Genomic DNA, 19,471 nt, shown 5'->3' with positions numbered 1-19,471 from the left:
TTGGAATACAGAGAACTCAAAGTCAATCTACCCAAAGAATTATCTGACAGTTTTTATGAACTGTTGGATACATTACAATGTGCTGGTTACTATGAAATATTATTTGATGGAGAGGCTCCCAAGGAAAAAGACCAGGGCCTGATCCGAGACAATACCAACATTCGGATTTATTTGCAAACGGATGAAATTGATAAAGAACTAAAGATTCTTATCTTTTTAAAAATCAACGCACCAGACAATTCAAATGCAGAATCACGAAACATCGAAACTCGTGATTACGAAGAAGCTTATAAAGAATATTACAAACCTTTCTCGATTGGAAAAAAACTTTGGGTCATTCCCACTTGGGAAAAAAACGAACCTGAGACTGTCAAACTTTGGAAACCAAGTGGTGGGATTCCACTCTTCATCAACCCTGGCGTTGCATTTGGAACTGGCCACCATGAAACCACCAAACTCATATTAGAGTATTTAGATGAATTGTATGACAAAGGTGAATTCCAATTTCAATCCGCATGTGATGTGGGAACAGGTTCTGGAATTTTATCCATAGGCCTTGCGAAATTCGGAGTTTCCAAAATTTTTGCCTTGGACATTGATCCCAATGCTGTCAAAGCAGCATGGTCTAACTGGACAGAAAATGAATACCCAAAAGGATTTCAATTCAGTGTGGAAGAATCAGGGATTGACAATCCGAAATTATCCAATACCAAATATGATTTAGCCATTGCGAACATTACTTTTGCTGTTCTTTCACAGAACATCCGGCATCTGGCAAAGATTGAAGCACCTAGGATTATTTTTTCAGGTATCATTACAGAAAAAAAAGATCAGTTTTTAAGTTTATTACAAAGCCATCTTCCAGGCAAACTACTCTACTCCAAAGAATGGAATGAGTGGTGGGTTTTGGATTGGGTTCGAAACTAATCTTTATTTAAATACTTAATCAAACTGACTTGGTTTCCCCGATCGTTATATTCAATCCGATCAAAAACAGATTTTGTCATTAGAATTCCACGTCCATGTTGCACATGTGCTTCGTTCATTTCTTCTAAAGATTTTTCCATATGTTTTTTATGATCAAAACCACGACCTTCATCTGTGATTCGATAGGCAACATATTCTCTATTAAAAGAATATTCGATTTTAATTCGTTTTTGACGATACCTTGGATCTTCTTGTCTTTTTTGTAAAAACTCCAAGTAATTGCCTTCCATAAGAGCCTTGGATTTTTCTTCAAAACTGATATTTAAATTTCCATGTTCCACAGCATTGATGATGATTTCACGAACCGATGATCTCACTTCTGTTTGTTCCACAGTAGTGAGATACTTTGCTAGTTGAGAAGTAATCTTTTGAGATACGATCTCCGCATTACGCAGATAATTGTTCATGGAGAGTTCAATTTTTTCCGAGTCAACGAGTTGGATAATAGTATCCTCAAATTGAGATGACATGGTTGCCAAAACTTCTCTTGTTTCGTCGAAGTCAATGTATTGCAATCTACAGTACATTTCCTTTGGTTCCTTTACATATTTTTGATCAAATTCTGTTTTAAAATTAATAATTGAACCTGTCATTTTTAAATCAGTTAATTTATCCGTGACATACATTACGTTGTAATCAGACTTTTGATCTTTGCCAGTATAAACTATGTCTGTAATCTTTTTACCACGTAAGTCATCCAACCGAAAACCCATATGTTTTGATAATGCTCTGTTTGCATTGATCACTTCGAAATTTTCATTCATCATAATGATAACTTCATCTGAACCTTGGAAAATTTCACGAAATCGTTTTTCAGATTCTTCAATTTTTAACTTTGCATGCGAAAGATCCTTAATATGATCCCTGAGACTTCTTGTTAAAAAATTGATTCGATCGGCTAGTCCAAGTGACAACAGAATGGTTTGTAAGGCTGTTCCAATTTGAATGGTCCATCTTGTGATCTGATTGTCTGGCAAAAACCCCAAACTCTTTAAAGAATACAAAAGGACACCCAAAAGAAAAAACGTCCACGATATCAAAAAATAACGGGCTGCCCTTACATTGGATAGATAAGTAGATGTTCCACTAAAAACCATTACAAGAGCAGTTGGTACGGTGAGTAGAATGGCCGTAACCATAGCAATTCGGTAACTCAAAAAAAATGTAAAACCTGAGAACAAAAAAAGAATCCCCGCCCATAACCTCATCAATTTGGAAATTTTAGGAAGGTGTTTTTTTAAATTTAAATAATTATCTGAAAAGATAAGCCCTGTGATACAAGAAACACAAATAAAAAACGGTAGAGAATAATTGGCCCAAAAAATCCAATTAGGCCATAGGTATTGAAAAGCAAATCCATTATTAATAAAATGAAAGAAAAAAATAGAACTAACAAAAAACATATAAAAAAGATAACTTTTTTCATAAGTGAAAATATAAATAAAAAAGTTATACGCAATCATCACGAATAAGATTCCGTAAAATAATCCGAAAATCATTTGTTCTTTGTTTAATTGATCATAAAACTCACGTTCGGTCCATATACTCATTGTTAGCGGAATAGTGGACTCTGAAATAATTTTTAAATAATAAACAGAAGATACTCCTGATTTAGTTTCCAGAGGAAAAACTGGATTTCGATAATCCAAATTTCTTTCTGAAAAAGGATGTACATCCCCCAAGGTTCGAACAAAAGACTTAGGAAACTCATTTCCAAAAATTTGAATTTCATCCAAAAGTGGGAAATCAAATACTAAATTCCAACGGATTGTATCTTCGGTTGGGTTTTTTACTAAAACTCGAATCCAGAAAGTAGATTTCGAAAAACCTAAATTAGGGGAACTTATTTTTTGAAATTTGGAATCCAAAGATCCATTGGTTATGGTTTCTTCCGAAATGGATTGGTCTTTGTCTTCCAAAACAAGAACATCCGACCAGATGGATTTGCCGGTAATTTCTGGTGAAAGGAGAACCGCGGGTTCCGATAACAAAATTCCAGGTAAAAACACCAGAAGACTTAAGGAAAAAAAATTTATATTCTGGAAAGACAAAGGCTCTAATCTCCCAATTCGCTTAAAAAGACAAAGTTACTAGATTGTATTTTTCTAATTTTTCTAGCCTTTTTTGTTTCCAATGTTAAAATAGGGGAAAGTTCTATGAATCGAAAAAGTTTCCTACAAAAGATGAGCGCTGTCACTTTAGGGGCAGGCTTCCTACTTCCCAAAAAATCATTCGGACAAACCACAACGATCACAACGGCCGAAACCAAACCGAAGTCTAGCAGTGGAAAAAAAGCAATTGTTCTGGGTGGAGGACTCTCGGGTCTTTATGCGGCTTACCTCTTAAAACAAACCGGCTATGATGTTACCGTCATTGAAAGAGGAGAAAAATTGGGTGGGAGGATTGCCACATATGAAAATCCAGAACTAGGAATCTTACAAGATTTAGGTGGTGAGTGGATTGGAGAAGGCCAAACAGACATTAAAAGTTTGGTAAAACAACTGAACTTAGATTTGGTTCCTGCGAGTATAACTGAACGATTTTCATTCCAAAAAACAAATTCGGATTTCTTAAAAATTTCTTCTGCATCAATCGAAACTTTAGAGAAAGTCATTGATCTGCATAAATCTTTGGGTACTACACAAAAACAAGGATTAGACAAAATTAATTTTTCTTCTTATGCTAGATACCAAGGATTAACAGAAGAGGAAATTCGTTCGATGAATGATCTTTATCGAGTGATCCTAGGTGCGGACCTCAACCAAATTTCCAGCGAATCCGTGCTAGATGATCTTTCTGCTTTACAATCAGCGCTCAAACCAAAGTTCCAAGTGAGAGGTGGTGCCGAACGTATCATCAAAGAACTTACTAACTCATTACGAAATCAGGAATTGATTTTAGGAGAAACTGTAACCAAAGTCTCACAACAAAAAAATCAAGTCACAGTAGAATTGTCTTCTGGTAGATCCGTAAAAGGAAGTTTAGTCATTTGCGCTTTACCGGCTGCTGCAGTTCTCGATATCAAATGGACCCCAGGACTACCAAAAGATTTAATTTACTCTGCATTGAGAATGCAAACTGGAAAAATTTCCAAAAACTTGAGTTTGGTTAAATCCAAAGAATCAATATCAAAGCTCTTTTTATCCACAAATACAGCTGCCGAAACTTTGTACGTATCGGAAGCTGCCATCGGAACCAATATAACAGCCGTTACTTCAATTTCAACGGGAGACAGAGCCGCTTTATTTGAAAAAGGGAGTGATCGCCAAAAAAAGAATCTGATGACTTCCTCATTGGAAGAAATTGAGAACTTAGAGTTAATTCTTGAATCTCCATTTATTTTCCATAGTTTTCAAAAAACAACAGGACGCCCAGGATTTGTATCTTTGTTTCCTCCAGGAAGTTTCGGAATCAAAGATGTTTGGGCCGAACCTTTTGAACGTGTTTATTTTGCCGGAGAACATTTGGCTTTCCATACAGGAAGTATGGATTCTGCCGTTGCCTCAGCAATCCAAGCCATAAGCAAAACATAAATTCTACTTAGTCTTTAATCCGAAAACAAAACGAAGGGGTTTTATTTTTCGGATTAAAACTTCGTATAAGAAAAAACTAACAAGTAAAACAAAAAGGATATGGGAAATAAATTTCACCCATATCCCCCATTCAATCTCTCTTACCCAATAAGCAAAAAATAAAGAAATTGGATGGTGGACTAAATAGATGGGAAGACTTGCCTCAATCAAATAAGATCCTAATTTTCCGTCTTTGTTACCAAAGGATTGAAACACAGAAACAAGAAAGTTTGTCCAAAGAAATGGAGAAAGAACCCATAAAAAAATATGGATAGGTCTCAACCAAACGTTTGCATAATGAAAATAAATCCAAAGTGGATCTTCAATCTCCAAATCTCGAAATACTAAAAATATGACAATCGCCCAAATGAAAACGGAGAGTGTTTTTAATCGAGAAACGGTTTTAGGTATCAAAATACTTTTCCAATGATAACAAAAAACTCCGGAAAGAAAAAACGAAAACTGAAAGATAAATGTAAGTTTGAAGATTCCGTAATATGATTCCCCTTTGGAAATTTGTATATGACTTAAAAACACGACAGAAAAACAAAAACCAATTAGAATCAAATACCTAAAATTTCCATGTGGAATTTGATCCCAAAGTTTTGATTTAAATATGGATTTTGGAATCAAACTATAAAGAATACTAAAACAAAACAAATCAACAAGGAACCAAATATGCGAATGCTGAAAATTTTCTTTTGTAAAAAAGAATTTTAGGAACGATAAAATTTCTATATTTGGATTTTTTATTTTTTCGGTTAAATAGTATTGGATGGGTGCAATCAAAATAAGTCCAAAAATTGTTGGAACTAATACACGTTTAAATCTTGCCTCTAAATAAAAACTCCTACCTTTTTTTTCCCAAACCATTGCTGAAAAAAAACCTGAAATCATATAGAACATTGGCATTCGATAACTATGAATCCAATAACAAAAATAAGAGAGAACATCACTCCGATCCTCAACTTGGATGGCATATTTGATCTCTGAAGCATACACGATAGCTGCATGAAACACAATTCCAAGTAAAAGTGCAAAGGACCTCAAATTATCTAGGTAAACCAATCTTCCCATTCCTCCATCTTTTTCTTGACGAAGAGAAAAAAACAGATTTTTTTAAACTATGACGGATACACCTTCCGATTCTTTTTTTTCCGACGTGAGCGATGAAGAAATTGCAAGGGAACGAAAGAAGGCAAAAGAACTAAAAACAACTGCATGGTGGAAGAACAAACGATCTTCCGGAGTTTGCCATTATTGTGGGAAAAAGTTCAAAGTGGAAGAGCTGACAATGGACCACCTAATCCCTCTTATCCGAGGTGGAAAATCGGTCAAAGCCAATTTAGTCCCCTCATGCAAAGAATGTAACTTCAAAAAAAAACATAGTCTTCCCTTTGAGAAGGAGTTTTTCTCCTAATGGATATGAAAGATTTTGGATTTCAAGGTGATGACTTTCTTCCGAGCAGAGTCACAGAAGAAATAGATCTTGTAGATGAAAAGGGAAACAGCTACCAATGGGAAGTCTTTTATTCTTTTTCGCAAATGGGAAATGATTATCTAGTTTTTCTACCAAGTACAGAACAAGAATTTCAATTTGTGAATGTGGAAATGGATGATCCTGATTCCGACGTGCCAGGATACATCGTCATGCGCATTGGGCAAGACGAATCAGGAGAGGAAATTTTAGAAGAAATTTTAGATGAAGACGAATTGGAAGAAATTCGAGAATATGTCGAAGATGAAATTGGACTCGTTGGACAATTCCTCAACCGGGAGGAATGACAAGAGTTTCTCCCTTACTCACCACTTCTGATTTTTGGTTGGTCCAAACAATTTTCATCTTCACCGCTTTTAGTCTTTCCACTTTTTCAACAACCTCCACAAAACATGTGATAGTGTCTCCAAAATACACAGGTTTTCTGAATTTGGTTGTCGTTTCCAATGCAACCGTTCCAAGACCTGGCAACTTCATTCCAAGCACAGGGGCAAGCAGTGAAGCAGCAAGTCCCCCATGAGCAATCCTTGTTCCGAAACTAGTTGATTTGGCGTATTCTTCATCAACATGGAGTGGATTAAAATCCCCACTGATTCCTGCAAAAAGATATACATCCGTTTCCGTAATTGTTTTGGTAAAGGAAGCAGAATCGCCAATTTGAATTTCTAAAAAACTTTTACCCTTTTGATACATTTACATTTTCCTCTGGAATTACCTTTTTTGGTGAAAAGGCAAAATGATAAAACACACCTTCGTTTGGTGCAGACGAACATTCCAATTCGCGACCGTTCATCTGACTGCATAACGAAAAAATCACAGACAATCCAATGGATTCTGCTTTTTTATAATTAAGACCGGGAGGGAAACCAATTCCATTGTCTCGATATTTTAATTCATAATTGAACTGATCCATCACAACAAAATCAATTTTAATCCAAGCATCCGATTGTCCCCCAACGAATGCATGTCGAAAACTATTGGTCAACATTTCCGTAATCATTAGTCCCATAGGGATAGCATCGACAATATTAAATTCTAATTTCTGGATATCGAGTTCGATGCGAATGTCCGTTCTCATATACATAAGTTTTATATTTTCCACAAGACTTGTAATATAATCAACCGAACTTAGACCTGATAAGTTTTTGCTACTATAAAGTTTTTCATGGACAAGTGCTATGGCTTTGATTCGAACAATACTTTGTTCCAAAATATCAGCAGTCTCTGGAGGAGAGGAATATACTTGAAGTTGTAAAAAAGAAATGATAACTGCTAAATTGTTTTTCACTCTATGATGAACTTCTGTCAGCAAAGTTTCATTTTCTCTCAGAGAACGTTCCAATTTGGATTGGTTTTCCATATAACTAGTCATATCTGAAATGACAGCTACTGCTTTATTTGCACTTCCATCTTTCGTTGGGATAAAAAGTCGATGTTCCAACGCCCATCTAATTTTTCCATCTAACATACAAATTCGATACAATAACCCTGTATGATTTTCTCGTAATTGATTCATCCAAATATTTGTCATCCGTGCTCGATCGCCTTCGTGAACACGTTCGATTAAAAGTTCAGGATGAATGAGAATTTCTTTTTTTGGGATATCAAATAAACGAGAAACCTGTTCACTTAAAAAATCTATTTTCCAAGTATCCAAATTGAAAACAATCACTGCATCTTCAATCCTTTCTACAATCACTTGGAAAAGTTGGTCAGATTCTACTTTTTCTAATAAAACATGTTTTTGTCTCCTCAACTCTCGAACCAAAAGTATATAAATGATGACTGCAGACACAGTCACAAATCCCCAACCTTTCAGACTTTGGACTTCCCTTAGTTCTTCAGGAGATTTGAATATAAGAGAAATCGCATAGTCTGAAAAATAAATCCAGACGTAGCCGAATAACAAATAAAAAAATGCAATTCGGCTAGCTGCTTTCATGGGTTACAAAAGTTCCTGAAGGGAGTGGAAACGCTCATGAACCGTTTCCTCAATTGATTTCCCCAGTTGAGAATAAGAATCCCAAAGTTGGGTCAATTTTTCGGGAACATAATGAGAAAGTCGAGTGAATGACATAAGATACTTGCCCACAAGATAATACGAAAGTAACTTTCGATCCATCAATTTTTCATCACGAGAATAGTATTCTGTCGATTTATGAGTGTCTATTTCCGAAAGAGAAAGGATCACAAAAATGGACAAAACGTCTGCAAATGCAAATTCGACTGATTGTTGTTTTTTTCGATTTGGTTCTGCATCCATAGAAAGTATGATTTCAAAAAGTACATTTTGAATTTTGTCTGCTAGACTAGACTCTACTTCTAATTTAGAAAAATCTTTTAAAAACTTTTCTTTTCCTGGATATAAAGATGAAATAATGGAACGTTGGATTTCACTGGTTCCACCGCCAATAGTGCCCAATTTTACATCTCTGTAAAATCGTTCTACTGAGTATTCCTTCATATAACCATAACCACCAAACAACTGCACAGAATCTTTTGCTACATCCTCTGCAATTTCCGAAGATATGAGTTTTCCCAAACTACTTTCTAATGGAGAGGCAACACCTCTATCCTTTCGTTCCGCCACCCAATATATCAATCTACGTGCAGCTTGGATATATACCCAGTTCCGAACTAGAATATCACGCATTCCATAAAAACTTGAAATTGGTTTTCCGAATTGTACCCTTTCGTTCGCATAACGAAGTCCTTTACGAAAACAAAACTCCATGGCACCTGAGAGTCCTGCCACAAAAACAGTCCTTTCCCATTCCAAAGTTTCTTTCCCGATCCGCATAAAACCTGTATTGATTGGGCCGAGTAAGTTTTCCTTTGGAATGATCATATCCTCAAACACAAGTTCAGCGGTCATAGAAGTATGATGACCTAACTTTTTTAAAACTTTACTGACCTTAAATCCAGGAGTATGACTTTCTACGATAAAAGCAGAAATCCCCATTGGTCCTCTACCTTTTTCAGAAGTTCGGGCCATCACAACAAATACTTGCCCAACGGGACCATTGGTGATGTACATTTTTGTGCCATTCAATTTCCAACCACCATCCACTTCTTCCGCTTTTGTTAAAAGAGAAGCTGCATCGGATCCGGAGGCTGGTTCAGTGAGAGCAAATCCTGCCATCCATTCTCCGGAAGCGAGTTTAGGAAGGTATTTAGATTTTTGTTCGTTTGTGCCTTGGAAAATAATCGGCATTGTTCCAATTACTAAGTGAGCAACCCAGGAAAGCCCCATTCCTCCATCTAACGAACCTGATGCGAATGCATCGGTTGCAATGGAACACTGTAAACAACTTGCGCCCTCCCCACCAAATTCCGATGGGATGGTAAGTCCTGTTAAACCTGCTTTACTAAATTCCTTCCATAAATCATCCGACCAGATTTCTTTTTCATCTCTTTCTTCTGCAGAGGGGAAAACTTTATCTTCCGAAAATTGGAAAACCGTATTGTAAAAACTTCTTTCCTCCTCATTTAGATAGGGATTCAGTTTTGGGTGTATCATTGGTAAATTCCTTCAATTTGTTTTGAGAATACATCCGAAATGACATTTCTCTTCATTTTTAAAGTACGTGTCATTTCGACATCGGGATCAAAGGGTCGAGGAACCACATAAAAATTGTTAGCTGGTATCATCTCGAATCCTTTGAATCCGTTTTCGCGAGAAATAATGCGTGAAATTTCTGATCGGTATAATTCCCGAACCTTAGGATTGGTATTCCATTCTCCTGCTTTTTCTTTAGAAATGCCGGGAATCTTTGTTTCTACTGCTTCAAAGTTAGGAACAATGAGGGCACCAAGAGTTTTTTTGTCATGACCTACAACCATTACTTGGTCGATGAAGGAAGAAGTTAATAATTTGTCTTCGATTGGGATGGGTTCTACGTTTTCTCCACCAATCAGAGCAATGGTATCTTTCGAACGACCAGCAAAAACCAATTCATTTCGATGAGAGATCATCATTAGGTCTCCAGTATCAAAAAAACCTTCTGCATCAAAAACTACTTGGTTGAGTTCTGGACGTTTATAGTAACCTTTTAAAATTTGTTTTGATTTGATCCAAAGAGTTCCTTTTGAACCAACATCTGATAGTATTTTGCCTGTATCATCCTTTAGTCGAATTTGATAACCGGCAATGGGAATCCCTACAGTGCCTTTGGTTGGTTTAGTATTGGACCGAATCGAAACGACAGCTGAAGTTTCTGTCATCCCATATCCTTCCAGAACCTTTAGCCCTATTGCAGATAAAAATCCGTCAACTACACTTGGTAGAGCAGAACCAGCAGATATACAGATCCGAATCCTTCCTCCCAAAGCTTTATGAATGGCAGAAAAAATTTTAATGCTAATGAGTTTTAAAGGAGAAAGAAAAATTAAAATCAAAAAAGCATAAGTTCTTTTTATGAACGACACAATGATGTTTGGTTTTTTAATTTCAAATTCGAAACCAAAACACATTGCATAATAATGCGCCCAAGTAGAACCAAACCTCAAAAAGAAATGAAATAACTTTTCTTTAAATCCACCTTCTTTTGCTACTTTGGCAATGATTCCGTTGTATACAGATTCCCAAATTCTTGGTACAGAAGGGAAAATTGTAGGACGAAAATCACGAAGATCATCTTTTAACGATGACATATTCGAAACTAAAAAGTCGATCCCAAGAAAGATACCTGCATATTCAATGGCTCTTTCAAATGCATGCCATGGAGGAAGTAAACTGACAGCATTGTCGTTGGAATTCATATCCAATCGAGAAATTGTATTTTGAATCGCAGTGATCCATCCTTTTTGTGATAACATCACACCCTTAGGATTCCCTGTGGTTCCAGAAGTATAAATCAAAGTGGCGAGTGCATCTGGATCAGTCTGATGAATCCTATTCTCTAACGTTTGTTTGCCGTTCCTTCCCCAGATCTCCTTTCCTTTTTCAGCGATCGATAGGATTGAATTTTCACCTTCATACAAATCACCTTGCTCAGTTTCCAAAATAAAAATTTGTTTTAGATGTGGAAGTTCACCTAACAAATCATCAATTCGTTTTTTATCCTTTGGTTTTTGAACCACTAGGAATTTTGCTTCCGAATGATTGAGAATATATAGAATCTCTTCTCTGACAATGTCTGTTCCCCTCGGCACAACTACTGCCCCAGAAGTTAAAATGGCAAAGTCTGTCCGAAGCCAATTGACAGTGGCATCACAGAAAAATCCAATTCGGTCTCCAACTTCCACTCCTAGTTCGATGAAACCCAAACTCAAGTGATCGACAAACTGTTTCAGATCTCTGAAGCTGATTCCTGGGAATTCCTTGGCCGATTTTCGTTTCCGAAAGGAAACTTTATTTGGCAGAGTTTCAGCGACGTGGGCAAGGGCTTGGTAGAGGTTGTCGTAGTTTTGGGTCATGGATTTTACCTTTTCGTATGGAACTTTTCGGAAATGTAGGATGCATAAAAAACCACTGTTCGTTTTTTGCAAGTTTTTTCTTATTTTTGACAAACTTTTCAGATAGGTAGGCACAATTATGTTCTTTTGGATTCACGATGGACGCATTTTACCCAATCCACCGGCTACTTACGCCGATCGGGTCCACAAAATCCATCCTGGAGGGAAGTCTTCCCCCGTTTCGGGAAAGGAAGAAGACAGCTCTCCTCCTCCCACCACTTCATTTTTGCATCGTTCCCCAGGAGATGTGTACAAGGAATCAGCGGGCCAAACGGAAAAACCTGTTTATTTCCTACATGAGATCATGTCAAAACCTGCCTACAGCCTTCCCTCTTCCGAAACCATCTCCAATTGTTTGGACTTTATGTTAGAAAAAGGAATCCGGCACCTCCCCATCACTGACGATTTGGGTGCACTAGTTGGTTTTGTTTCCGATCGGGACATTTTAGAAAAAAGTAAGTCTTACGAGAGGGATTGGCCCATTTCGGATATTATGGCCAAACGAGTATTAGTTGGTTTACCTGGATCAGAAATTAGAGAGGTAACCAAAGTGCTTTTAGAAGAAAGAATTGGATGTATTCCTGTGGTAGATGACGATAATCATCCTATTGGTATGATCACACGTTCGGATTTACTTCGATTGTTATTGAAATATCCAAATTTAAATATCATTGCTTAAAGGAATTCTATGATTTGGGATTTATTCGTTCTTGTTTTTTATTTTATCATCGTTTTTTATTTTGGATTTCATTTTGCAAAAAACAACCAAAAAGAAGAGGATTTTTATTTAGCTAAAAAAGAAATCCATTGGATTTTTCTTCTACTTTCTCTTGTTGCAACAGAAACTTCAAGTTTAACATTTTTAAGTATTCCTTCATTATCATTTAAAGGTGATTACCGGTTCCTAGAAATTGCCTTTGGTTATTTGATTGGAAGAACCATCGTTGCCTTATATCTTTTACCATCATATTTTTCAGGTAATACCATTTCTGTTTATGAGTATGTAGGAAATCGATTTGGCAAATCTCCGCAAAAAACCATATCCCTTGTGTTTACCGTTTCTCGACTTTTGGGAGACGGAATCAGATTGTATGTCAGTTCCTTACCAATCGCTTTTTTATTGGAAAGAATGGGTTTAAATTTTTCACCAGAACTTCTGGGGATTTTCGCCCTCACCATTCTTAGCATTGTTACCATCATTTACTCTGTAGTAGGCGGATTTCGTGCTATTGTGTTTACCGATGTTTTGCAATGGTTTATCTATATCCTCGGTGGAATTTTTGCTTTAGGGCTTCTTGTTTCCAAACTGGACATAAAGTTGGGAGAAAGTGTCAGCCAATTACAAAATTTAGGAAAGTTGAACTTTTTGGTTCTGGATTACTTCCCTTCAGGAGACAATAGTTATTTTATCATATTTGCATTGATAGGTGGTGCTTTTATATCAATTGGATCTCATGGAACAGACCTAATGCTTGTTCAACGAGTGATTGCCACAAAAAATTTGGTCTCAGGGCAAAAGATTTTAATTGGAAGTGCAATCGTTGTCATCTTACAATTTGTTCTTTTTCTTTTGATCGGATCTTTTTTATATTTATTTTATCTTGGCCAGAACATGGCTCCAGATAAAGTATTTAGCCAATTCATTATCAATGAAGTTCCTTCTCCTTTCCTTGGAATCCTTGTTGCTGCCATCCTTGCCAGTGCCATGTCCACATTAAGTTCCACGATCAACTCCCTTTCTTTGACTTGGGCTAGGGATTGGGAAATGGACCGGTGGTTTAGTCCAAAAGCCCTTTCGCTTTTTTTTGGAATCACCCTTTTTGGTTCCAGCCTCATTCCTTACTTTCTCATCCAGACTTGGGAGAAAGGTATATTAGAAATGGGACTTACCATCTTTTCCTACACACTGGGGCCTTCCATTGCGGTATTCTTTTTAGCACGTGGGAAAGCAAATTTACCCGTTTCTGGATTTGTATTTTCGGCTTTTTTTCTCCTAAGCATTCTTTCCACAGTAGCCATTGGCCTTGGATTTCAAATTTCGTTTACCCTTCTTGTCCCCATTGGATTTGGAACTTTGTTAGTTCTTGTTCAAATTTCTCATTTCTTTCGTAAAAAAAATTGACAGGAAATTGATACGTGTTCGTCTAAAACTTAAGTATGAAATTATCTGCTAACATTCAGTCACTCCTCCTCCTCGAACTTTTATAGATCGAGGGAGAACGTGCTGTGTGACAAAGCCCACTCCCAACCGGGAAGTGGGCTTTTTTTATTTTTGGTCCTCCCGGTGGTAGTGGAAGCGGATGTGGAGGAACCATGAAACCAAATCAAATCAAAATCCAAGACGTTACCTTGCGGGACGGAAACCAAGCCTTAAGAAAACCGTGGACCTTAGATGAAAAAATCGAAGTCTTCGACTTACTTGTCGAATTGAATGTAGATGGAATTGAAGTAGGATTCCCCTCTTCTAATGAAACAGAATTTGTAGCAAGTAAAACCTTAGCCAAACGAGCGCCAGTTGGAAAACCGATTGCTGGATTATCGAGAGCAAACGAATCAGAAATCGCAAAAACCTGGGATGCCATACAATATGCAAACAAACCGAGAATGCATATTGTTTATCCTGTAAGCGATTTTTCCATTCGTAATGTTTTAAAAATTTCTGAAAAAGAAGTCATCCAAAAGATTCAAAAATCTGTTTCCTTTGCAAGGTCCCTAGTCGGGCCAGAAGTTGAGATCCAATTCTCGGGTGAACATTTTGGTGATGCGATTGAAAATTTTGCGTTCACGAAAGAAGCTTTTTTTTCTGCAATTGAAGCAGGTGCCAATATCATCAACTTGCCCAATACCGTGGAAAGATATCGACCAATGGTATTTGTAAATATGGTTAAAGAAATGAAGGAGTTTATCGGGAATAGTGCCAAAGTTTCAGTTCACACACACAATGATTTAGGGATGGCCACTGCCACGTCAGTTGAATGTGTTTATGTGGGTGCAGAACAAATTGAGGTGGCATTGAATGGACTCGGAGAACGAGCAGGTAATACAAATTTGTATGAAACTTGTATCGCCTTACATCAAAATGGTGAAACTTTAGGAATTAACTTCCAAAGAATTTATCCTACTGCCAGACGAATTGCTGAAATGACAGGCATCCCTATTGGAGAAAAAACACCCATTATAGGAGACGATATTTTTTCCCATCGATCGGGGATCCACCAAGACGGTGTAGCAAAGACCATCAAACAATCAAAAGGTGCTTATAGAACTTTTTCTCCTGAATTTGTAGGTAGAAATGATGCAGAAACCATCTCGTTTACCAACCAATCAGGTCATAGGGCCATCCAGTTTTTATTGGAAAACCGGGGGATTATTGTGCCCCAATCAAAAGTGCATGAGTTATTTGAAACAGCCAAATCTATTTCTTCAAAAGAAAACAACAGAGAAATCACCGAAGCAGAGTTAGTGGATTTGGCGACAGGTTTGGTGGCTTCCCTCTGAACAAAGAGAGATTTCGTCCAGAGAATCTTTTGAGTGATTCTTAACGAATCATTGACAAATCTTTGTCAATCTGCCATAATTTCGATTGGTTTTTCCGGAGGTATCATGGCAGACACTCTCATCAAACAGGCGAGAATTTTCGACGGTAGCACAAATCCATCCTTTGTTGCTGACCTGCGTATCAAAGATGGGGTTGTTGAATCCATCTCAAAAACAGAACTGAGCCCAAAGCCTGGTGAAACAGTCGTCGATGCGAAAGGTCTTTGGCTGACACCAGGATTCATTGACTTTCATACACATTACGATGCAGAAATAGAAATGTCTCCAGACCTTTCGGAATCTGTTCGCCATGGAATCACCACTATCTCACTCGGAAGTTGTTCTTTAAGTTTAGCGGTTGGTGATCCAACTGATTTAGCTGACATGTTTAGTCGTGTGGAAGCAATCCCCAGAAAGAATGTTTTATCCATCCTCGAAAGTAAAAAAAATTGGAACTCTGCTTTAGAATATAAAAAACATTTAAACAATATGCCCCTTGGGCCCAACGTTACTTCCTTTGCTGGTCACTCTGCCATTCGCGCTCATGTTATGGGACTCGAACGATCTTTGACAAAAGGAGAAGTTCCCACAAAACAAGAGTTACAAAGAATGAACCAAATTCTTGAAGAAGCACTTGATGCTGGTTTTATGGGTCTCTCTATCAACACTCTGATCTGGGATAAGATGGATGGATCTCGATTTCGATCAAGACCTCTCCCTTCCACTTATGCAAATTGGAGCGAATACCAATACTTAAACAAAACACTAAGAAAAAGAGGAAAGGTCTTCCAAGGTGTTCCGAATGTTTCAACCAAAATCAATGTTTTAATGTTTTTAAAAGAAGCTTTTGGATTATTCCGCAAACCTCTAAAAACAACAATCATCTCCCTTATGGATGTTAAGTTTGACCCAGGTTTGTACAAACTTCTTGGACTCATCGGTAGGATCACAAATACCATATTTAAATCTGACTTTAAGTTCCAAGCACTTCCAGAACCTTTCGATTTATATGCAGACGGAATGGATGTGGTTGTCTTTGAAGAATTTGCTGCAGGCGCCAAAGCAAATCACATTGAAGACGAATTAGAAAGAAAACAACTGATGAAAGATCCAAGTTATAGGGATTGGTTTAAACGCCAATGGACCAATTGGTTTTTACCAAGAGTATTCCATCGTAATTTCAAAGAAACTAAGATCGTGGATGCACCAGACAAATCCCTCATTGGAAAATCAATTGATGATGTTGCCAAAGAGAAAGGTGTTCATTCCGTTACAGCATTTCTTGATCTTGTTGCTGAACATGGAAATAAAGTACGTTGGTATACCGTGATGGCCAACCATAGAAAAGAACCATTACAAAAAATTGTATCCTATCCTGACATTTTGATCGGTTTTTCTGATGCAGGTGCTCACTTACGAGGAATGGCACACTACAATTTTCCACTTCGAATGTTAAAACTAGTGAGAGATGCAGAACTCGAAAAAAAACCTTTTATGACAATGGAAAAAGCAGTCCATCGACTAACAGGAGAAATTGGAGACTGGTTTGGAATTGATGCAGGATACATCAAAGAAGGAAAACGAGCCGACCTTGTTTTAATCGATCCAAATAAATTGGACGATTCTCTTGCTAAAGATGTCGAGGCACCGATGCCATTTATGGAAGACTTCAAACGTTGGGTTCGTCGTAACGACGATACTGTCAAAAAAGTGTATATCAACGGGAAACTGGCGATTGACCAAGGAAAACCAGTCACTGCACTTGGAAAAGAAAAAGGTTATGGTAGCTTTTTAGAATCCACTATCGGAACATAAAAAAGATTTGCGATTGGATACTGAGAGGAATAAAATCAGTATCCACCATGGGAATCTTTAAAAAACTTTTTTCCTTCGTATTTTTCCTCAGCGTTTCATTTCTTTTTGTAGCCTGTTCTTCTTCAAAAGAGATGGAACGTGAAAATAAATCACTCAGTCGTTCTTATAATGACGGTGTAGACTATATTTCCGCTGCTCCCATCGCCACTCCCTCAGGAGAGGCAAACCAAAATTCTCCCAAAGTCCACAAACGGATGATGGTGTATTCGGTGAATGTTAATTTGCAGTCAAAAGAAATTGAAGCAAAAGTAACGGAGGTCATCAAACTTGCAGAATCTTATGGAGGTTATGCGCTGCAATATAGTTCCAACGGTAGTGTTCAGCTAAAAATCCCAGCAGAAAAACTAAAACAGTTTTTATCTACCTTACGAAACCAATCACAAAACTATTCCGAAGAAGTATCCGCACAGGATGTAACTGAGGATTACACTGATACAGAAATTCGAATGGAGAATTCTCTTAAAATGAGAGTCCGACTTTTGGAAATATTAAAATCGGCAAAAACTTTGGAAGAAACATTAAAAGTCGAAGCAGAATTAAATAAGGTTTCCGAGTCCATTGAAAGGTGGGAGGGAAAATTAAAATATCTTTCTAGTGCCGTACAATTATCTTCTGTTCATGTACAGGTGCGTCAAAAATGGGAGCCAGATGTTCAAAAAGAATACAAACCAGGGCCACTAGGTTATCCTTTTTATTATCTTTATCTTGGACTTGGAAAAGTAAAAGACGGAATCATTTGGATGTTTGTACAAGAAATTCCAAAAGAAAAAACAGAAATCCCTGAATGAAATTTTTGTCATTCATCTCAGTAATCTTATACTGTAGTTTTTGTAATTTTATTAAGGATCCATACCCCGAACTTACTAGTCCGGTGGTTGATCCTTCCAGCTACTTACCAAAAGAAGTAAAAGCAGAGTTAGAAAGGCGAATATTAGAGGAAGAAAAGAAAACAACAAACCAACTTGTTATTTATATAACGGATTCGTTAGAAAAACAAACGATAGAGGAAGAGGCAATTGCCGTGTTTGAAAAATGGAAACTAGGATCCGAAGATAAGGACAATGGCGTATTGTTTTTATTAGCTCCAAACGATAGAAAAGTTCGTATTGAAGTTGGTTATGGACTAGAGGACACGCTTACAGATATTCTGTCAAAGCGAATCATTAATGAAATCATCATTCCCAACATGAAATCAGGTAACTCATCAGAAGCTGTTCTTTTAGGTACAAAAGCAATACTTGACCAATTGAACTCGGGCTCAGCATCTTTTTTAGAATCGAATTGTCCAGAAAACTTTAATGACGTAGAAAAAGAATTACATGAAGACACAATTCCACTTTTAAAGAAGGAGATTAAAACTCTTTCAAATTTTCACTTCCAATTTTGTGTAATACCATCCGATACTATTTGGGGATTAGAAGCCAAAGCAATAAAATTACTATTAAATAACAAAAACAACAAAGATAAAAAAAACAAAGTTGTATTTGTTGTTTCATCAAAAAATGGCTTTATGGGAACCATTGTTACTTCCCCTGAACTTGGTTGGTCACTAAGTCACAATAAAATTAATACGATCTTCAACAGAAGGCATGAAGAGAAACAACAAATGGATTTTACTAACTTTAGTTACTTGTCTTTTTTAGATATGCTAAACTATCTAAACCATAAAAACAAACAAGTTATTACAAAAGGCACAGGAGTTTACGACCCTCATGATGCGTTAGAAACATTTTCATATGAGCGGGCAAAAAACACATTAACCGAAATCGAGTCAAAATACAAAATAAAAACACAAATCCTCTTTCTGGACACATATAAAGATTTGGCACTAGACGCAAAAAATTTCCACCACTTGGCTTTTAAAAATTCACCAGCGATCACAATTTTATTTTCACTGAATAGGAAAGAGCTTTATGTTTATACAGACAATAATACATTTCTTCCTTTTGCTTCAAGTGATCCAGAAAATGATCAAAAACTATTAAATTCAAAAATTAGGTATGAAATAGAATCTGATTTAAAAACGGGGGATATTGATTGGACCTGTATCCGAGCTGCAGAAGCAACATACTATTTTCTTTACGATTTAACTAGATTAAGTCCTTCGGAAATTAAAGAATCAAAAAGCGAACCAAAAAACCCAATGATGGAACCATTTTTTTTATGGCAGTGGTATTTTGGTCTTTCCTTTTTGATTGGTTTTTTGGGGTTTATTGGAGGAGAAGGTTTTCTATTTTTCAATGCATTGTTTTTTATTCTTTGGCAAAAAATAAGACTTCATACTTCTTTTTTATTAGATTCACCTAACATATACCAAACCATTTCATTTTTCAGTTCTATTTTAATGGCATTAGCTCTTGTGATGATCTTTCGGAAACTTGGATGGGCGACAAAGGTTCACAACTCAATCACAAACTTTGTGACTTATCCGTCAAGTAGTGGATCTAGTTCTAGTTATGGGTCTAGTTCCCGCTCATCAAGTACCTCCTACTCCGGTGGTGGTGGACGGTCTGGGGGTGGTGGCGCTAGTGGAAGTTGGTGACCC

The 19,471-nt window shown here is 37.0% G+C and carries 16 protein-coding genes; 10 read left to right on the top strand and 6 right to left on the bottom strand.

Going from position 1 to position 19,471, the window contains the following annotated elements; translation table 11 throughout:
- Nucleotides 1-927 (top strand): 50S ribosomal protein L11 methyltransferase, encoded by a 927-nt coding sequence (locus EHR01_RS01120; protein WP_135692762.1) that lies wholly within the window; start codon nt 1-3, stop codon nt 925-927.
- Here EHR01_RS01120 and EHR01_RS01115 read toward each other — a convergent pair.
- Nucleotides 924-3,038 (bottom strand): 7TM diverse intracellular signaling domain-containing protein, encoded by a 2,115-nt coding sequence (locus tag EHR01_RS01115; RefSeq protein WP_135692760.1) that lies wholly within the window; start codon nt 3,036-3,038, stop codon nt 924-926. The two genes, EHR01_RS01120 and EHR01_RS01115, sit on opposite strands and share 4 nt — an antisense overlap.
- Nucleotides 3,039-3,143: 105 nt before the next feature.
- On the opposite strand from EHR01_RS01115, the gene EHR01_RS01110 reads away from it, so the two are divergent.
- Nucleotides 3,144-4,520, top strand: coding sequence for a flavin monoamine oxidase family protein (locus tag EHR01_RS01110; RefSeq protein WP_135692758.1), 1,377 nt, complete (start codon nt 3,144-3,146; stop codon nt 4,518-4,520).
- 3 nt (nt 4,521-4,523) lie between these two features.
- On the opposite strand, the gene EHR01_RS01105 is transcribed toward EHR01_RS01110, so the two are convergent.
- Nucleotides 4,524-5,636: an acyltransferase family protein gene (locus tag EHR01_RS01105; RefSeq protein ID WP_135692756.1), complete on the bottom strand. Its 1,113-nt coding sequence runs from the start codon at nt 5,634-5,636 to the stop codon at nt 4,524-4,526.
- A gap of 49 nt (nt 5,637-5,685) precedes the next feature.
- On the opposite strand from EHR01_RS01105, the gene EHR01_RS01100 reads away from it, so the two are divergent.
- Together EHR01_RS01100 and EHR01_RS01095 are read left to right on the top strand one after the other, a co-directional pair.
- A complete protein-coding gene (locus EHR01_RS01100; RefSeq protein WP_135692754.1) occupies nt 5,686-5,979 on the top strand; it encodes an HNH endonuclease in 294 nt (97 codons plus the stop codon).
- Nucleotides 5,979-6,344 carry a DUF1292 domain-containing protein gene (locus EHR01_RS01095; RefSeq protein WP_135692752.1) on the top strand — a complete coding sequence of 122 codons (366 nt, stop codon included), beginning with the start codon at nt 5,979-5,981 and terminating at the stop codon, nt 6,342-6,344. The genes EHR01_RS01100 and EHR01_RS01095 overlap by 1 nt, the downstream gene beginning before the upstream one ends.
- Here the strand turns inward: EHR01_RS01095 and EHR01_RS01090 are convergent.
- From EHR01_RS01090 to EHR01_RS01075, 4 genes are read right to left on the bottom strand one after another with little or no spacing between them, the layout of a single operon-like run.
- A complete protein-coding gene (locus EHR01_RS01090) occupies nt 6,328-6,750 on the bottom strand; it encodes a MaoC family dehydratase (protein WP_100721624.1) in 423 nt (140 codons plus the stop codon). The genes EHR01_RS01095 and EHR01_RS01090 overlap by 17 nt on opposite strands.
- Entirely contained in the window at nt 6,734-7,999 is a 1,266-nt protein-coding gene (locus EHR01_RS01085; RefSeq protein WP_135692750.1) for a sensor histidine kinase, read from the bottom strand. The genes EHR01_RS01090 and EHR01_RS01085 overlap by 17 nt, the downstream gene beginning before the upstream one ends.
- A 3-nt stretch (nt 8,000-8,002) precedes the next feature.
- On the bottom strand, nt 8,003-9,577 hold the full coding sequence (locus tag EHR01_RS01080; RefSeq protein WP_135692748.1) for an acyl-CoA dehydrogenase family protein: 1,575 nt from the start codon (nt 9,575-9,577) through the stop codon (nt 8,003-8,005).
- Nucleotides 9,574-11,475, bottom strand: a complete 1,902-nt coding sequence (locus EHR01_RS01075) for an AMP-dependent synthetase/ligase (protein WP_135692746.1) — start codon at nt 11,473-11,475, stop codon at nt 9,574-9,576. Before EHR01_RS01075 ends, EHR01_RS01080 begins: the two co-directional genes overlap by 4 nt.
- 118 nt (nt 11,476-11,593) lie before the next feature.
- On the opposite strand from EHR01_RS01075, the gene EHR01_RS01070 reads away from it, so the two are divergent.
- From EHR01_RS01070 to EHR01_RS01045, 6 genes are all read left to right on the top strand, one after another.
- Nucleotides 11,594-12,193 (top strand): CBS domain-containing protein, encoded by a 600-nt coding sequence (locus EHR01_RS01070; RefSeq protein ID WP_135692744.1) that lies wholly within the window; start codon nt 11,594-11,596, stop codon nt 12,191-12,193.
- A 9-nt stretch (nt 12,194-12,202) separates the two neighbouring features.
- Nucleotides 12,203-13,636 carry a sodium:solute symporter gene (locus EHR01_RS01065; RefSeq protein ID WP_135692742.1) on the top strand — a complete coding sequence of 478 codons (1,434 nt, stop codon included), beginning with the start codon at nt 12,203-12,205 and terminating at the stop codon, nt 13,634-13,636.
- A 191-nt stretch (nt 13,637-13,827) separates the two neighbouring features.
- The gene (gene leuA2 / locus EHR01_RS01060) at nt 13,828-15,012 is read left to right on the top strand and encodes a 2-isopropylmalate synthase LeuA2 (RefSeq protein WP_135692741.1); all 1,185 of its coding nucleotides are present in this window, start codon (nt 13,828-13,830) and stop codon (nt 15,010-15,012) included.
- Between the two features lie 105 nt (nt 15,013-15,117).
- Entirely contained in the window at nt 15,118-16,866 is a 1,749-nt protein-coding gene (locus EHR01_RS01055) for an N-acyl-D-amino-acid deacylase family protein (RefSeq protein WP_135692739.1), read from the top strand.
- A 47-nt stretch (nt 16,867-16,913) separates the two neighbouring features.
- Nucleotides 16,914-17,714 carry a DUF4349 domain-containing protein gene (locus tag EHR01_RS01050; protein ID WP_135692737.1) on the top strand — a complete coding sequence of 267 codons (801 nt, stop codon included), beginning with the start codon at nt 16,914-16,916 and terminating at the stop codon, nt 17,712-17,714.
- A complete protein-coding gene (locus EHR01_RS01045; RefSeq protein WP_135692735.1) occupies nt 17,711-19,468 on the top strand; it encodes a TPM domain-containing protein in 1,758 nt (585 codons plus the stop codon). The genes EHR01_RS01050 and EHR01_RS01045 overlap by 4 nt, the downstream gene beginning before the upstream one ends.
- Nucleotides 19,469-19,471 lie beyond the last annotated feature (3 nt).

This window comes from Leptospira mtsangambouensis, assembly GCF_004770475.1.
Taxonomy (GTDB): Bacteria; Spirochaetota; Leptospiria; order Leptospirales; family Leptospiraceae; genus Leptospira_A; species Leptospira_A mtsangambouensis.
The sequence above is the reverse complement of the archived record's forward strand: the minus strand, read 5'-3'. Positions and strand labels throughout refer to the sequence as shown.

What these genes read in the sequence shown, in the direction of transcription:
- EHR01_RS01070 (WP_135692744.1), top strand. Translation starts at nt 11,594, where the DNA reads ATGTTCTTTTGGATTCACGATGGACGCATTTTACCCAATCCACCGGCT.
- EHR01_RS01080 (WP_135692748.1), bottom strand. Translation starts at nt 9,577, where the DNA reads ATGATACACCCAAAACTGAATCCCTATCTAAATGAGGAGGAAAGAAGT.
- EHR01_RS01085 (WP_135692750.1), bottom strand. Translation starts at nt 7,999, where the DNA reads ATGAAAGCAGCTAGCCGAATTGCATTTTTTTATTTGTTATTCGGCTAC.
- EHR01_RS01045 (WP_135692735.1), top strand. Translation starts at nt 17,711, where the DNA reads ATGAAATTTTTGTCATTCATCTCAGTAATCTTATACTGTAGTTTTTGT.
- EHR01_RS01110 (WP_135692758.1), top strand. Translation starts at nt 3,144, where the DNA reads ATGAATCGAAAAAGTTTCCTACAAAAGATGAGCGCTGTCACTTTAGGG.
- EHR01_RS01095 (WP_135692752.1), top strand. Translation starts at nt 5,979, where the DNA reads ATGGATATGAAAGATTTTGGATTTCAAGGTGATGACTTTCTTCCGAGC.
- EHR01_RS01100 (WP_135692754.1), top strand. Translation starts at nt 5,686, where the DNA reads ATGACGGATACACCTTCCGATTCTTTTTTTTCCGACGTGAGCGATGAA.
- EHR01_RS01105 (WP_135692756.1), bottom strand. Translation starts at nt 5,636, where the DNA reads ATGGGAAGATTGGTTTACCTAGATAATTTGAGGTCCTTTGCACTTTTA.
- leuA2 (WP_135692741.1), top strand. Translation starts at nt 13,828, where the DNA reads ATGAAACCAAATCAAATCAAAATCCAAGACGTTACCTTGCGGGACGGA.
- EHR01_RS01075 (WP_135692746.1), bottom strand. Translation starts at nt 11,475, where the DNA reads ATGACCCAAAACTACGACAACCTCTACCAAGCCCTTGCCCACGTCGCT.
- EHR01_RS01055 (WP_135692739.1), top strand. Translation starts at nt 15,118, where the DNA reads ATGGCAGACACTCTCATCAAACAGGCGAGAATTTTCGACGGTAGCACA.
- EHR01_RS01065 (WP_135692742.1), top strand. Translation starts at nt 12,203, where the DNA reads ATGATTTGGGATTTATTCGTTCTTGTTTTTTATTTTATCATCGTTTTT.
- EHR01_RS01050 (WP_135692737.1), top strand. Translation starts at nt 16,914, where the DNA reads ATGGGAATCTTTAAAAAACTTTTTTCCTTCGTATTTTTCCTCAGCGTT.
- EHR01_RS01090 (WP_100721624.1), bottom strand. Translation starts at nt 6,750, where the DNA reads ATGTATCAAAAGGGTAAAAGTTTTTTAGAAATTCAAATTGGCGATTCT.